Source organism: Thiomonas sp. (assembly GCF_054608695.1).
The window spans coordinates 89,006-103,021 of record NZ_JBTRXV010000001.1; the positions used below are offsets into that span (position 1 = coordinate 89,006).

Here is a 14,016-nt window from a genome sequence, read left to right on the forward strand (position 1 = left end):
AGAGTGCCATGTTGAAGGAAATTCTAAAGGGTCTCGCACCGTGGCTGGGCAGGTTTCGGACTCGCCGGCCGCCAGTTACGTCGGCGGAACTACCCTTGGGCGTTAGTACCCCGGCGGAGGTCGCCCCGAGTTTGGTTCAGGCCGATCGGCCACCCGCGGCGCGAACGGCGGCGGTCCAATCAGTGCGAAGCGAGGCGCTAGCGTGGTTGCACACCACGTTCGGGCTTACACCCGAGCATTTGGCGGCCTTGCAGGGTTTGGGTTTTGTGCTCGCGGGGGGAGCGGCGGCGAAGCTGACGGATTTTTATCATTTGCGTCGCGCCACCGCCTCTTTGTATACCCCGAACGATGCAGACTTCTTCTTTTCTCCGGGGCATGCGTCCGCTCTGGATCGATCGGTGGGGCCCGTGGAACCACGCTCCATTCGCCTACAGCGATGGCTGGAGGAACAGGGATTTTTGCTGGGACAGCATACGGGATTTGCTCTTACGTTCCGCAAGAGGCCCACGTGCACCGTCCGGCCGGTGGCTAGCGCTCCGCAGGCCGACGCGCCATGGAAATTCGGAGAAGTCGCTCCGGCCCAGGCACAATCCGGGGTGGGAACGCAACGGCAAACCTACGCGCCGATCCAGATCATTGTCGTCGAATTTGAGGAAGTCGCTGCGGAGGATCGATGGATGGGCCCGGATGGCATCACGCCCGTGTGGGACCGGTTTGATTTAACCGTCTGCCGGGCTCAAGTGGGGGTCGTTCCTTCCGAGATAGTGGTGATTTTCGATCCTCGGCTGGAGACGGATCGGAAAAGCGGGGTCGTCCGGTTCGCGCGGGAACCGGACGATCCCCGGGTGGCCTTCCGCCGGTTGGTCAAATATGCCAAAAAAGGCTTTGGCATAACCGGGAAAACCATGGATGGCCTGTTCCTGGCCGCCGCTCGGATTCAGCTGAAGGCGATGGAGTCCGGTCAACGGGGACTCCTGCAGGTAGCCAACCCTTCGGAGGACGCCGACTACGCTCAGGGCTCCGCCATGCCGCCGCCGGTACCCATGGGCACTTTTTACTTTGATCAGGAGTGACACATGAGCGAGATTGTTAGACCCGGGCTATGGGACCAGTTCGCCGCCCTGGGTTGCGTTTCCAAGGAAATCCCGGAAACCGCCCATCCGCAGATTCGGGAGGCGGCGTTGGCAGATCGGCTGCGTTGGTGGCGGGCGCCTTCCGGCCTGTCGTTCGAGACTTACCAGCAGCCGGAGGATGCCGCGGTATTGCTGACCATCCGCTTCGTAGACATGCCGGTCGAGGTCGCCGCAGTGGTGGCCCAGATCCTGACGGCCACCCTGGCCCAAAGCAAATGGATGGTTCAGCTGCTCCCCGATCAAAAGGCGGCTTGTATGGGCCGGTGGATGGTGTGGGAGCCGGTGGCCGGCTGGGAGAAAGTGATCTCTGCCTGGCTGTCGGAAATTCAAGGGGCACAGACCCAAGTCGCAGCCCACATGGCCTCGTTTCAACGATCTCAACGATCGGAGGTGGGGCCGGACTCCAACCCGCAGGATTCCCTTCGACGGATCCTGACGGGAGAAGATCCTCCGAAACCCGTATTGCATTAGTTTTCCAAGGAGCCCGGAGGCTCCTTGTTCTGTTCCTGCTTATTAATTATATTTTCAGTATAGCGAAAGTGTGCTATTCTGTGCCAGAAACGACGAACCACTGGAGGCGGCGCTGGGGATGAACGGACATTTGACATTTTTCGACGATATCCTGCTCTATACCGGCGCCGTCATCGCTGGTCTGGGCTTGGTCCGGTATATGGTCCGCAGCCGCCGGGAAGCGTGGCTCAGCCTGCTACTTGGCGGCATTCAGGTCCTATTGGCTGTCGCTCTGAGCCCCATGCTGATTTTCGGATCGCTGACCTATCTGATCACGAAGCCAGGCCGCTACGTTCCGTTCTCCGGTGCGGCGGAGAAATCGTTAGCCATCCGCTACCCGCACGCGGAGGTCCTGGCGGATTTGCCGCTGAACGGGGTCAACGTCGCCTGGCTGCAATTTCCGGACGGGAGCCGGAAGCTGGTGGGCATCCTGGGGGTGACGGACGTTGTCCATTCGTTAAAATGGGTCTCCAGTGACCTGTCCTGGGAGCACGGGAACGCCTACTACACGCATCGGATCGACGCATGCTGGTTGCTGTCGGATGCCCGGGCCTGCGCCGAGCTGCAGCACCGGGAAAGGTATGGTTCGTTGTTCTGGCGAAAAACCGGACCGGATCGGGTGGTGCTGAACTTCTTCGCGCATCCCGTGGCGCTTTCCGGCTTCGCCCGGGCGCTGCCCCGGCCCGGGACAAGCTCCTCACCGGGGCGCTGATCGCGGACGCTACCGATACCGGTCCGGCTCAGTTGCGCTTTTCGTCTGTCTGGAGTGTGGCTCCTTTGACACCCGCATCGGCGCAGTACCGCAAGATGGTCCGCGCCCACTCTTCTTCCTCGTGCCGTGCCGCGAACAGCCGGATCTCTTCCAGCGCATGTTCAAGTTTGCCGGCCTCATCGATCCGCGCCCGCAGCCAGACCGACCCGCCCAGGGCCAGCACCTTTTGATGCTGGTCCTCGCGGATCGTGAAATTGACCCGCTTGAGATTTTCGGCGCCGTCAAGTGGATGCCTTCCGATTCTCGGCGGCTTATTCATGCGCATGGCCTTCGATCGGCCTGGACAACGCTTCCGATCCGTTCTTCAAGGTTTTCTTCGCCCTGGTCAGCAATGTCCGGTTCCCGTCTTTCAGGACTTTCAGCAAGAGCGCCTTTTCCGCGAGATACACCATGGCGAATTCCCGGTCATACGCGACGATCGTGCGGGTGTTGTCAATGAGGTCGGCCAGTTTGACGCTCTTTGCGCGCGGGTCGGCCTGGGCGATATGCGCCCGGTCGATGGCCTTGCGGGCGGCCCGATTCCCGTCCTCCGGTCGGGAAACGTCCGTCAGGCTGCCGACCAGCCCGGCAATGTCGTCGCCAAACTCCCTGCGGATATCCGGCAAAGTGATCTGAGTATCTTCCACCACGTCATGCAACAAGGCGGCCGCCGTGGTAATGACATCGCCGGTGGCCATGAACACCAGGCTCGCCACGCACAACGGATGATGAATGTAGGGCTCGCCCGTATACTTACGCTTCTGCCCGGTAGCCCCATGTGCAGCCGTGGCGAAAAGGCGGGCGTTATTGATAAAGGTGAAAGGGGAATGGAGAATGAATTTTAGCCCATCTTCCAGGTTCTGCTGAGTAAGTGAACTACGGCAGATCATTGGCGATCCTCATGTTGCGGCATAGTATATATTATACATTATAGGCCGGCGCGTATCCAGTTGTCGCATGGACGGCGGCGTGGTCACGAGACACCTGCGCCTCGCCGTTTTTACGGTTGACGGCGCGGTCGACTGGCTCAGCCCGGCGTTCCTGCCGGTGCCGCGGCGATTTCAGCCTGGAACCGGACCTCTTGCCGCAGAAAGGCCAGGGCTTCTTCCAGGCTGGCAAAGACGGCCAAGGTGATCCGTTGCCAGGCGTGATCCCTGGTGCGAACATGGACGCCATCCTCGGCTACCGTCAGCCAGCAGCCGATTTCCCCGCCGCCATGGTTTCCGGGCAGGAACGCCAACAGCAGGTTGATCTCGTCCAGCAGGTCTGCGGACGGAACTGCAGTCTTCGGTAGGTAGGGCGCCATGGACGTCTCGGGCAAGAACCGTTCCGAAATATAGCAAGCCGGAAATTGGCCGAAGAGCCCTGAAAGTCCGGGATCGGTGGCCCGTCCTATGGCATTCACCATAGGTATACGGTACACTATCTATAGTATATTTTTAATCGGGCTATGGAGCGTGTGATGTCCTCTATCAAGATCGGGGTGTATGTGGATTCGGAAAATATCGGTCGCAACGGCGGCTATGCCATGCGCTATGACGTGCTGCGACGTTTTGCGGCCCGAAAGGCGGGGAGCGAACTGCTGCGGCTGAACACCTACATGGCGGTGGACCATGAACGGATGAAGCGCGACTTCGAATACCGGACCAGCATCAACGGGTACCAGCAGGTCGTTCGGGATCTCGGCTGGAAGATTATCGAGAAACCGGTGCGCTGGTTCGTCGATGCCGACGGGAACCGGACTTCAAAGGCCAACGCCGACCTGGATCTGGCCGTGGACGTGATGCTCCAGTCGGAGAGACTGGACCAGGTTCTGCTGGTGACCGGGGACGGAGACTTCCTGCAGGTCGTACGCGCGCTGCAGAACAAGGGTTGCCGGGTGGAAGTGCTGGCCTTCCAGAATGTCTCCCGGGATCTGCAGCATGAAGCGGATGCCTTCTATTCCGGGTATCTGGTGCCGGGGCTGTTCCCGAGCCGGGAGGCCCGGGCGCCCTGGGGAGAAGTGGGATCCCGGGTCAGGGGCACCTGCATCCGCTGGGAGCAGGACCGTGGCTTTGGTTTTGTGCGCTTCCTGACGAAGGTTTCGGATGAACTGTGGGTTACGGACACCCGGCACGCCGATTCCCCGTACGAATCGGCGTTCGTTCATATTTCCGAACTACCCCGGGAGCTGGATCCGGGCGACCTGCCGAGCCGAAGCATCATCCTGGAATTCGACCTGGAACCGGCCGAAGCCGGCAAGCAGGGTTTCATGGCCCGCCGTTGCAGCGTGGCCTACCGCTATGATGGCCGTGGTGGTAACCTGGGGGCACGAATCACGGCGGATCGTCTCCTGGTCCGGGAACCGGTTTCCGCCGTTGATTCCGTCCCGGTGCCGCTCCCGCTAGCCGGCTAGCCACTCCAGGACCGGTAAAACGTCGGCCGGGCGGGTGATGTCGAACGTAGGGGGGATTCCTGCGGTGTCCAGCACCTCCCGGGTCGCCAGGAGAACACCGTTCGGATTGCGCTTCAACAGACTGGCCGGAAATTTTGGATCCTCGTCGGAAGCCATCAATTGCCGCACGGCGCCGGCCTTGCTCACGTCGAAAACCAGCAGTAGCAGCATTTTGGCTGACAGGGGTACCGACATGCCGAGAGACCGGATGATCGGGAAGGGCTGTTCTTTATCGATATAGTTCTTGGCCGACAGGGACACCGTCAAGAGCGGAAGCAAGTCGGAGACCAGCGGTTCCAGATCGGCATAGACATCGGCCTCGTATCCCAGAACCTCCCCTGCCGGCGAGATCGCCAGGGCATGGATGACCGGTCGGTGCAGCCGCAGCAGGACCTGTAACCGGTCTGAGGCGGTTTTATCCCGCAGCGGGCTGCCCAGGAGCTGGCTTTCGTTGCGGGCGACGTGCTTGCCCTGGCGGCGGAGCGGTTCGAACAGCGCCCGGTAGGCCGCCCAGGCACGGCAGGCCATATGCTGGTAGGGCACTCCGAAGGTTTCGGTATCGAGAACGACGGGGTGGCCGTCGAACGGGTCCTCGGCGTAATCCCCGGCGGTGCGCAGCAATCCCGAAAACAGGCTGGCTGCGGTGCGCCCGGTCGGCAGCACGATACAACCTTCCGGGTCCGGGTCCCTGGCGGCCGTTTCGAACACCAGCCGGGCTGCGGCTTCCTGCGCCAGGCGTTCGGTGGCGCAAGCGAGCACCGCGGATGGCCACGGCTTGACAGCGTTGCCGACCAGGGTTTGGTCTGGGTGAGACATGGGGGTGGTCCTCCTGATAAAAGACACCGGCATGGCGTCGATAACGGAATATAGCTGTCGAATGTTCGCCGGAATCAGAACCGGAATGATACCGGAATCAACAGGGGGCACGGAAGCAGGTTCTGATCGCGGTCGTGCGAGTGTGGCGCTGGAGCCTTTCGTGGGGTGCGGGACCTCCGTCCATGCGGCGCAGAAACTGGGCCGGCGATGGATTGCCATTGATGCGCCCGATCTGGCGAGCACGCTTCCGGACGGATATTGCCATTCATGCGGGCGGTGGTCTTTGGCCTGGTAGCTGGCGCCGCACCATAAAAAAAAACCAGGAACCTCGCGGAACCTGGCACAAGAAAAAGGTTTGGCTTCAAGCGGTCATCTGGCCATCTTCAGCCAGTCTGTCAGCTTCAGGGCGTCCTGCTCAGTGAATCCGGTCCGGCCATCGCAAAGCAGCAGATTCGGGCAATCCGGATCGAATAATTGCGGATCGTCGTCGAGAGCCAGCCAGTGCGCCGTTCTTCGGTGGCTGGCTTCCTGCCAGGCCTCTACCTCCCGTTGGCGATAGCCGGAAGCGAACGGCCGAACTTCAGGGGTGATTCCGACGACCCGCGCGCCAAGGACCGGACCCAACCGTTCTACCATTTCGTCCAGCGCGTACCCGATCTTCCAGGACGAGGTGATGACCAGGTCCACGGCGTGCGGGGCGATCACCGTCGCCAGCAGCGGCACGTGGCGGAAGTCCTCCGCGCCGTCCAAGGCATGCAGGACCCCGTCGAAATCCAGAAACAGTACCGCATCCCGCGATTTTGTCGTCATTCGAGCGACCTCCAGCTATTCGCTTAAAAACCCGGCACTCCCATCTTAGGGCCCTGCTCAGTATAGCCTAGTTATCGCTTCCATTGCGCGCTATTTCCGAACGTGTTGCCGTTTAGCAAATTCCGATGCTATACTAAACATATCGGATCCTACCGGTTCCGGCGGAGTGCTGGCGGGCGCCGGGCTTCGTGAATCCCGGAATGGATCCGGACTACCCTTTTTCCGCAAGGAGCTTTTGCATGCGCAAGCAACTGTTGATCGCCGTACTTTCCGCTCTGGCCGTGGCCGGCGTTTCCACGGTCGCGATGGCGGACACCGTCAACCCGATCCTGGCCGCCAACAACGAAGTCGGCGTGGCGGCTACCGGCACCCTGACCAACTACCAGGAACACGTGCCCGCCCAGTATGGCCCGTCGGACACAGAGACCGGCTGGACCCCCGGCTTCGCCCTGAAGGGCAGCTACATGGGGGATTTCCTGGGCGTCCCCAACGCCTACGCCGAAGTGAAGTACGGCTACAGCACCGGAGACATCGCCTACAAGGGCGCGGTGGGTAACAGCTATGGTTACGTCCCCTATGGCGGCACCGACAGCATGACCACCAACCGGATCATGGCCCGCATCGGCGTCGGTTTCAACTTGGCCAGCGGCATGATGGTCACGCCCTATGTGGCGGGTGGCTATCAGGGCTGGAATCGTGCGTTGCAGGGTCCATACGGCTATACCGAAGACTATAGCGCAGGCCTCGTCGGCATGGGCGCCAAGTTCCAGTACGCGATGTCCAGCCGACTGGTGATGGGCGCCAACGCGGAATTTCTGGCGGTGGTCGGCGGTGGTATGACTCCGCACCTGTATGGCGGCGCACTCGGTTCCGCCCAGTTCGGCGTGACCGGTGAGGAAGTCCTCGGCCTCGACGCCGACTACCGCCTGGTCGGCCCCGTGCACGTCTACAGCGGCCTGGATTACACCCACTTCACGTACACCGGTGGCGCGTTGAATTTCGGGGCGTTTGAGCCTTCCAGCTCGACCAACCAATTCGGGGTGAACATGGGCGTCGCCTATCAGTTTTAAGCGTTAGCCGGGAAGGCTTTCCGTCTTCCCGGCTGATGTGGTGTGTGTCTCCTAGTATTTGGCCGGCACTCCTGCGGGATGTGACCGGCCTTTTTTTGTGCCGGAACGAGCCGGATTTTCGCAAAAGGAAGCCCCGAGAGCGACTTCGGGCAGGCCTTTGGCTAGACCATCAACCGAACGTATATTATAATATACCGCAAGAACAGAACGTAGCTCCGAGGTCGCGGATGTCATCCAGAATCAGTCCCGAATTCGAGCGGGATATCTCCTTTTGTCGGGTAAGCCGGAACGCCAGCCGTTCTATCGAGCAGGAGGACCTTGCCGTTCGCCGGGAGCTCCTGGCCTGGGCCTCTGGCGGGGCACGGCGACTTCTCGAGGAAGGCGGGCTGGAAGTCTGGTATCAGCCGATCCTGGAGGCGTCTTCGGGTACCGTCGTGGGCGTGGAGGCGCTGGCACGGCTGCGCGAAGCGGACGGGACGATCCGCTACCCGAATCAGTTCCTGCCGCAGTTGGAGGTGGCCGATCTGATGGAACTCAGTCAGGCGGTATTGGCCCAGGCACTCCTGGACCTGGCCGTCCTGGAGGACCGGGGTTATCCGCTCTGGGTGTCCGTCAACATGGCGCCGGAGTCCTTTTCCCACGCCTGCGTTCCGTGCTTGCAATCCATCCTGGCCAACAGCGGCATCGCCCCTTCCCGGATCACCCTGGAAATATTGGAAAGCAGTGATTTCCTGGGCATGGAGGAATCCATACCGGTACTGGAGTCGCTTCGGAGCCGGGGACTTCACCTGGCCCTGGATGATGTCGGCACGGCGTACGGTTCCCTGCTGCGGCTGAAGGAATTGCCGGTGGACAAGATCAAGCTCGATCAGGGCTTCATCCGCACACTGGAGACCCGGCCGCAGGATCTGCATTTCGTGGGCGCCCTGCAGGACCTCGCGGACGGCATGGGCGTGGAATTGGTGGTGGAAGGCGTCGAGACGGTAGACATCCTGGACGCGGTGACCGCGATGGGGGCGAATCTGCTCCAGGGCTATGCCATTTCCCGTCCCGTTCCCTTGCCGGACCTGCTCCGTTTTTTGGGAGAAGGAACCCCGGTTTCGCGCGGGGCTTGCGGCGGCTTTCTCGGCCTTTATGCCGCCCAGCTTTCCGAGCACGGAACGCTGAAGAAAGTCCTTCGGCAGCATCCGCAGCTGGTGCCCGTGTTGACACAGGTGGCCGCCGAAGATTGCTCGATTCACGCCCATCTGCACCGGCTGGGCAGGAGCGACGGACATCGGCTGGACCGATTCCACCGAACGTATCACGAGGCCTTGTCGAGTTTCATCCGTAACGGGCTGTGGTCTTCACCTGCCGGCTGGATCGCAGTGGACCAGGCTCAGGAAGACCTGCTGGCGGCCATCCTGGCCGAGTGGCGGATATCTCGAACGGAAACCGGCGACGATGGCGCCTGTTAGCCGGCACCCTTACCAGGTACCGCCACGCTCGGGCTCTATACTCGGGCGAGGCGGCGCCGGGCCGTACCAACGAAAGTACCCGGTCGGGGGGAAACCCTTGAGCGCCCTTGTTTCCTTGTTTTTTCACGCAGGAGTGAACCATGCCCAGTAGCCTTCGTCGTTCCATCCGATTCTCCCTGTTGTTGGCCGGTGCTACCGCCGCGCTCGGCCTATCCGGCTGTGCCGCCACCAGTGTCGCCCTGCAACACCGGAACCTGGACGTCCAAACCCGGATGTCGAACACCATTTTCTTGCCCCCGGTATCCCCCCGGGAGCAGACGGTTTTTGTCCAGTTCAAGAACACTTCGGACAAATCCTTGGGCGTTTCCTCCCTGGAACAGGAAATCGACGCCAACCTCGTCGCGCAGGGATATCGCGTCGTGCCGTATGCCCAAGCGCACTACCTGCTGCAGATCAATGTGCTTTCGGTGGGCAAGATGGCGCCTGCCGCGGCGCAGAGCGCGCTCGGCGGCGGTTTCGGTGGCGCCCTGATTGGCGGGGCCTCCGGCGCCATGATCGGCAATTCCATGGTGGGGGCGGGTGCCGGCGCCCTGATCGGCGGGGCGATCGGCCTGGTCGCCGACTCCCTGGTGAAGAATACCACCTACGCAATGATCACCGACGTGCAGGTGGGCGTCCGGTCGCGGCATGCCGTCGCGCAGCAGACGGCCGTCAACCTGCAGCAGGGGACCAGCACGACAACGACCCAGACGACCACCAAAACCGGGCACTGGATCGATTACCGGACTCGGATCGTATCCACGGCCAACCAGGTCAACCTGAACTTCGCCAAGGCGGTACCGGCGCTCCAGGGCCAGCTGGTCCACAGCCTGTCCGGCATTTTGTAAGGATCCCCGATGCGAATTCCGTATTCCCTGCTGCAAGGGGGGATTGGCGTCTCCCTGTTGTTCCTCTCCGGATGTGCCTGGCTGAATCCTCCCGCTCCAAAACCGGTCCCGCCGGTCCCGATACCGGCCACCGTCTATCCACGGGTAGGCTTTTCCGGGACCCTGCGGCATTTCCGCTCCGAGTGGCATCTGGCCCTGATCCGCACCCGGCAAGCCACGGTGGCCTGCGCTAAGCTGGACCAGCATCCGGCGGACCCGACGGCGCTCGCTTGCTGGCGACGACTGTCCGCCCGGTTCCAATCGGAGGCCGACTGGCTGGCCGAGCCGATGCCGACGTTCTGGTTGACGCATGCGGCGCGGGACGCCGACCTGCGGCGGGCCCAGGCCGATGCCGTACGGTTCTTCCGGGAGGCGGCTCCTTGGGCCACCCAATGCGGCGCCGATTTCCGGGACTGTTATGACCGGCGGGTACTGCGAACCCTGCAGCGGCAGAAGGCCCTGGTCCGGGGTGCGCTGCGCCATTAGGCATCGGAGAGATCCTGCTGGTGGCGGTGGCTGGCGTGACCGTGGTGGCCGCCAGGTATTGTTGGTGGAGCGGACGGCGATAAGGAGAGGATCATGCAAAATAAAAGTTTGATGGAAAAAATAGACGCGATTATCGTTCTATCTTCCATGCTGGTGTGGGTGATTCCAACAGCTATTATCTGGTCAGCGCCAACGAGTGAGGTGGTTCACCCCGGCACCGGGCTTCTTTTTCCGCTATTCAACCTGCCAGTGATGTATCTGTTGTATGCCATGGCAAGATCGAAACGCCTCATCCCTGTCGCTCCTTGCAGAAGCACAGGCGTGTTCGTCAGCATGGCTGTTTTCCTATTCATGGCAATCATGAGAGATTTCTCTGTATTGTATGGAATTTATCAGTTTACCCTGCTCATAACAATCATCGGGTCCTTGGCGACAATCTATTATCTCTTATCCGTGCTGCCTTCATTTTATGACATTAATTATATTGGATGGCTCCGTGCTTGATGCGCCTGACACCATCATGATGTGCTTTCTTGGGGAAACAACATATGCTGCGCTCGCGACGTTTTTACGAGAGGAGAGAACACCAGATTATGGATGTGGGGGCATTGCCGTAACGATGAAAATCCTGGCGCACGCGCTGGATGCCGTTTGGCCGCCGGTTCCGTGGATGCGCTGATCGACGCATTTGATGAGGAACCGGATTTCCATGAGTGGGCGGATACCGTGCCCGGCAGCGCCGTCGAGAAACTGACCGCATGCATGGTGCGCAAGGGGAAATGGGATGACCCGGCGTGGCTGCTGGATTATGTGGGGGAAGCGTTAAAGGAGAGTGCGGCATGAGCGAACTGATACTGGTTGGTGGCAATCCCGGAACGGGGAAAACCACCATAGGGCGATTACTGGCGAAAACGCTTGGATACGGTCTGGTGGATAAGGATTCGGCGACCTGCGCCATGACTGAAGGTCTGCTGAAGGCGCTGGGTTGCGATAAAAATGATCGGGAAAGCGAACCCTATGTGCAACAGGTAAAGCCGCTCGAATATGAAACCATCCTTAACATTGTCAAGGACAACCTGGATATTGGCCGGAGCGTGATTTGTACCGCGCCATTCACCAGCCTATTCCGTGATTCGCAGTGGATTGGACAGATGGAAACATTTGTGTCGATCCGCGCCACGACGCTATCGCTGGTTTGGCTGACGGCGGACGTCAACGTAACCCGTGCCCGCATTACCCATCGTGCCGCAGCCATGGATAAGTGGAAGCTGGATTTTTGGCAAGAATATAGAGCGGGTCTGCCAGTAGAACCACCATCACACGAACGCATCATACTGGCTGACAATACGCGGGATAACAACATGGACAATGTTGTGCGGTTGATTCTGGACAGGCTTGAAAAGCGGAAAAATCAGGAGGCGACATGACGCCCTATATCGTGGGACGGCGCGAAAGCGCCGTCGACCCCGTGCCGGGTGCAAGTCTGCGCGCGGAAGACAGCGGAAGCGACACTGTGTTGCGGACATGGGGATGGAGCGCCGCCACCTTCGGCGCGGGGACGGTTCTGGGGTGGATGATCAGCGCGAAAAAGGCTTCGCGCACTGTAAAAGCGGGTTCATGATGACGAGCCAAAATCACAATATTTTGGAAGGCGATCTTCTGTCCATTTTGCCCACGTTGCCGGACCACCATTTCGACGCGGTGCTGTGCGATCCGCCGTATCACCTGACGCAGAACTCGCGGGGCGGGAGCAAACGCAAAGGAAAGCCGGGGACAATATCCGGGCGCCTGGCTCTCGGTACCGATAAGGGATTCATGGGTAAGACCTGGGACGGCGGCGACGTGGCGTTCCGCACCGAGACCTGGGAAGCCGTCATGCGGGTGATGAAACCGGGCGCGTATCTCATGGCCTTCGGCGGCAGCCGGACTTTTCACCGGCTGGCGGTGGCGATGGAGGACGCGGGTTTTATCCTGGTAGATATCCTCATGTGGTTGTATGGCAGCGGATTTCCAAAAAGCACGAACATCAGTAAAGCCATCGACAGAAAGATGGGAAACAAGCGTGAGACGACAGGAGTTCGTAAGCACCCCACGTTGAAAAATACCGATTTGCTGGAGGAATCCGCTAATGCCGCGCATGGCGGTAATAGTTGGCGCCGCGAGTGGGAGCTTACTGCCCCGGTGTGTCCTAAATCTGAGGCTTTTTCAGGCTATGGTACAGCATTAAAACCCGCTTATGAGCCAATATTGCTGTGCCGTAAACCCGGTAAGAAGACTTATGCGGAAAATGTCCTGAAGTGGGGATGTGGGGCGCTGAATATTGATGGGGCCGGATCCCTATGGATGGGGAAACATTGTCCGGTGGTGCAGGACGGAAACTATCACATATCAGAGACGGTAAGCCGGATCCGGGCGTGGCGAATAACGGTTATACGCCTTCACCGAATGGCCGCTGGCCCGCCAACGTGATACTCGACGAAGACGCGGCGGAAATGCTGGACGCGCAGTCCGGCATTCGCAAAAGCGGGGCCATGCGCGCGGGCACCCTAAAAACCATCGGCAACAAGAACGGATACGGCAAGTTCGCCGGTACGGCCACGAAAACGAATATCCCTGCCAGCGAAGGCGGCGCCAGCCGGTTTTTCTATGTGTCCAAGGTCTCCACCCGGGAACGGCAGGCAGGCATGGGCGGTGCGCCGAACGGTCACCCCACGATGAAGCCCATCGGCCTCACGCGGCAACTGGCGACGCTCCTGTTGCCGCCGCCTGGCGCGGATAAACCGCAGGCGGTGGATTCGCCGCGCCGTCTGTTGGTGCCGTTCTCCGGAAGCGGGTCGGAAATGATCGGTGCGTTGCTTGCGGGCTGGGATGATGTGACCGGCATCGAGCAGTCACCGGAATATGCCGGAATCGCGTGGCGGCGGATCAGTTGGTGGCTGGGTGAAAATCTGATGGACCCCGTTATCGAGCCAGGGATGGAGAAAGCCGTATGACCAGTAAGACTCCCGACCGTCCGCAGGTCCACGCGGAGCGCGTTTTGCTGGAGGCCTGTCTGAGTTTCGATGATCGCCTCAAGGCGTTCATCAAGGACGCTCGGAACGACGAACACGTCGTGCATGCGGCGGCACGGGCACTATTCGAGGTGCGCAGGCTGGAGAACGCCATAAATGAAGATGCGCACCCTGCAATGACCGCAGTACCCGTTATTCCATCGGTTGACAAGGAGAATCTCTAATGTGGCGTGAAAAAGAAAACACATTTCAGCAAAGAACGTCGAACATCCTGCTGCGGGAAATAGCGCTGCTGGTTCTCGTGGTTTCCCTGATAGTGATTGTGCTGGGCATTATAATTTATCTGATTGACCATTTCATTTTTGGAACTTCATGGGCGCATTTTTTGGAGGCGTTTTTTGTAACCGGAAATTGCCAATGGATTCTGCGGAAATGATGAAAGCATTGGCCGGAGTGGGCTGGCTGTTCATATTAGCCGGAGTGGGCTGGCTGCTTTTTAACCTTGGACGATGGGTGGAGCGGAAGGAACAGGCAAGGCTGCGGTTCTGCGGACGGCGAAAGGGGCCGGCACCTTGCAAGGGGCTCGCACCATGCGAAAGGTTTCTCCGTCTA

General features: G+C 60.2%; 21 protein-coding genes. 16 read left to right on the plus strand and 5 right to left on the minus strand.

Annotated features, from left to right (window positions below; translation table 11 throughout):
• Positions 1-206 precede the first annotated feature (206 nt).
• The 3 genes from ACYCUK_RS00520 to ACYCUK_RS00530 all read left to right on the plus strand — a co-directional run bounded on the left by ACYCUK_RS00520 (position 207) and on the right by ACYCUK_RS00530 (position 2,355).
• Positions 207-1,073, plus strand: coding sequence for a hypothetical protein (locus ACYCUK_RS00520; RefSeq protein WP_461592924.1), 867 nt, complete (start codon positions 207-209; stop codon positions 1,071-1,073).
• 3 nt (positions 1,074-1,076) lie between these two features.
• Positions 1,077-1,604, plus strand: coding sequence for a hypothetical protein (locus ACYCUK_RS00525; protein ID WP_461592925.1), 528 nt, complete (start codon positions 1,077-1,079; stop codon positions 1,602-1,604).
• A gap of 118 nt (positions 1,605-1,722) precedes the next feature.
• Complete coding sequence (locus ACYCUK_RS00530) at positions 1,723-2,355, plus strand: hypothetical protein (protein WP_461592926.1); 633 nt, start codon at positions 1,723-1,725, stop codon at positions 2,353-2,355.
• Between the two features lie 28 nt (positions 2,356-2,383).
• Here the strand turns inward: ACYCUK_RS00530 and ACYCUK_RS00535 are convergent, their stop codons facing one another.
• The 3 genes from ACYCUK_RS00535 to ACYCUK_RS00545 form a co-directional block, all read right to left on the minus strand.
• On the minus strand, positions 2,384-2,674 hold the full coding sequence (locus ACYCUK_RS00535; protein WP_461592927.1) for a hypothetical protein: 291 nt from the start codon (positions 2,672-2,674) through the stop codon (positions 2,384-2,386).
• On the minus strand, positions 2,667-3,284 hold the full coding sequence (locus ACYCUK_RS00540) for an HD domain-containing protein (RefSeq protein ID WP_461592928.1): 618 nt from the start codon (positions 3,282-3,284) through the stop codon (positions 2,667-2,669). Before ACYCUK_RS00540 ends, ACYCUK_RS00535 begins: the two co-directional genes overlap by 8 nt.
• Before the next feature lie 137 nt (positions 3,285-3,421).
• A complete protein-coding gene (locus ACYCUK_RS00545; protein ID WP_461592929.1) occupies positions 3,422-3,700 on the minus strand; it encodes a hypothetical protein in 279 nt (92 codons plus the stop codon).
• Positions 3,701-3,856: 156 nt separating this feature from the next.
• Here ACYCUK_RS00545 and ACYCUK_RS00550 point away from each other — a divergent pair, with 156 nt between their 5' ends.
• A complete protein-coding gene (locus tag ACYCUK_RS00550; RefSeq protein WP_461592930.1) occupies positions 3,857-4,789 on the plus strand; it encodes an NYN domain-containing protein in 933 nt (310 codons plus the stop codon).
• Here the strand turns inward: ACYCUK_RS00550 and ACYCUK_RS00555 are convergent.
• Together ACYCUK_RS00555 and ACYCUK_RS00560 are read right to left on the minus strand one after the other, a co-directional pair.
• Entirely contained in the window at positions 4,778-5,644 is an 867-nt protein-coding gene (locus ACYCUK_RS00555; protein ID WP_461592931.1) for a hypothetical protein, read from the minus strand. The two genes, ACYCUK_RS00550 and ACYCUK_RS00555, sit on opposite strands and share 12 nt — an antisense overlap.
• A gap of 369 nt (positions 5,645-6,013) precedes the next feature.
• Positions 6,014-6,454, minus strand: coding sequence for an HAD domain-containing protein (locus tag ACYCUK_RS00560; protein ID WP_461592932.1), 441 nt, complete (start codon positions 6,452-6,454; stop codon positions 6,014-6,016).
• Between the two features lie 239 nt (positions 6,455-6,693).
• On the opposite strand from ACYCUK_RS00560, the gene ACYCUK_RS00565 reads away from it, so the two are divergent.
• The 12 genes from ACYCUK_RS00565 to ACYCUK_RS00620 all read left to right on the plus strand — a co-directional run bounded on the left by ACYCUK_RS00565 (position 6,694) and on the right by ACYCUK_RS00620 (position 13,840).
• Positions 6,694-7,524 carry a hypothetical protein gene (locus ACYCUK_RS00565; protein ID WP_461592933.1) on the plus strand — a complete coding sequence of 277 codons (831 nt, stop codon included), beginning with the start codon at positions 6,694-6,696 and terminating at the stop codon, positions 7,522-7,524.
• 227 nt (positions 7,525-7,751) lie between these two features.
• Positions 7,752-8,981 (plus strand): EAL domain-containing protein, encoded by a 1,230-nt coding sequence (locus tag ACYCUK_RS00570; protein WP_461592934.1) that lies wholly within the window; start codon positions 7,752-7,754, stop codon positions 8,979-8,981.
• 140 nt (positions 8,982-9,121) lie between these two features.
• Positions 9,122-9,868, plus strand: coding sequence for a complement resistance protein TraT (locus tag ACYCUK_RS00575; protein ID WP_461592935.1), 747 nt, complete (start codon positions 9,122-9,124; stop codon positions 9,866-9,868).
• A gap of 9 nt (positions 9,869-9,877) precedes the next feature.
• A complete protein-coding gene (locus ACYCUK_RS00580; protein ID WP_461592936.1) occupies positions 9,878-10,393 on the plus strand; it encodes a hypothetical protein in 516 nt (171 codons plus the stop codon).
• A gap of 93 nt (positions 10,394-10,486) precedes the next feature.
• The gene (locus tag ACYCUK_RS00585; protein ID WP_461592937.1) at positions 10,487-10,897 is read left to right on the plus strand and encodes a hypothetical protein; all 411 of its coding nucleotides are present in this window, start codon (positions 10,487-10,489) and stop codon (positions 10,895-10,897) included.
• 147 nt (positions 10,898-11,044) lie between these two features.
• On the plus strand, positions 11,045-11,236 hold the full coding sequence (locus tag ACYCUK_RS00590) for a hypothetical protein (protein WP_461592938.1): 192 nt from the start codon (positions 11,045-11,047) through the stop codon (positions 11,234-11,236).
• Positions 11,233-11,820 (plus strand): AAA family ATPase, encoded by a 588-nt coding sequence (locus tag ACYCUK_RS00595; RefSeq protein WP_461592939.1) that lies wholly within the window; start codon positions 11,233-11,235, stop codon positions 11,818-11,820. The genes ACYCUK_RS00590 and ACYCUK_RS00595 overlap by 4 nt, the downstream gene beginning before the upstream one ends.
• Positions 11,817-12,014 (plus strand): hypothetical protein, encoded by a 198-nt coding sequence (locus tag ACYCUK_RS00600; RefSeq protein ID WP_461592940.1) that lies wholly within the window; start codon positions 11,817-11,819, stop codon positions 12,012-12,014. The genes ACYCUK_RS00595 and ACYCUK_RS00600 overlap by 4 nt, the downstream gene beginning before the upstream one ends.
• Positions 12,011-12,862: a DNA methyltransferase gene (locus tag ACYCUK_RS00605; RefSeq protein ID WP_461592941.1), complete on the plus strand. Its 852-nt coding sequence runs from the start codon at positions 12,011-12,013 to the stop codon at positions 12,860-12,862. Before ACYCUK_RS00600 ends, ACYCUK_RS00605 begins: the two co-directional genes overlap by 4 nt.
• A complete protein-coding gene (locus ACYCUK_RS00610) occupies positions 12,859-13,386 on the plus strand; it encodes a hypothetical protein (protein ID WP_461592942.1) in 528 nt (175 codons plus the stop codon). The genes ACYCUK_RS00605 and ACYCUK_RS00610 overlap by 4 nt, the downstream gene beginning before the upstream one ends.
• Positions 13,383-13,628 (plus strand): hypothetical protein, encoded by a 246-nt coding sequence (locus ACYCUK_RS00615; RefSeq protein WP_461592943.1) that lies wholly within the window; start codon positions 13,383-13,385, stop codon positions 13,626-13,628. The genes ACYCUK_RS00610 and ACYCUK_RS00615 overlap by 4 nt, the downstream gene beginning before the upstream one ends.
• On the plus strand, positions 13,628-13,840 hold the full coding sequence (locus ACYCUK_RS00620) for a hypothetical protein (protein WP_461592944.1): 213 nt from the start codon (positions 13,628-13,630) through the stop codon (positions 13,838-13,840). The genes ACYCUK_RS00615 and ACYCUK_RS00620 overlap by 1 nt, the downstream gene beginning before the upstream one ends.
• The last annotated feature ends 176 nt before the right edge of the window (positions 13,841-14,016 follow it).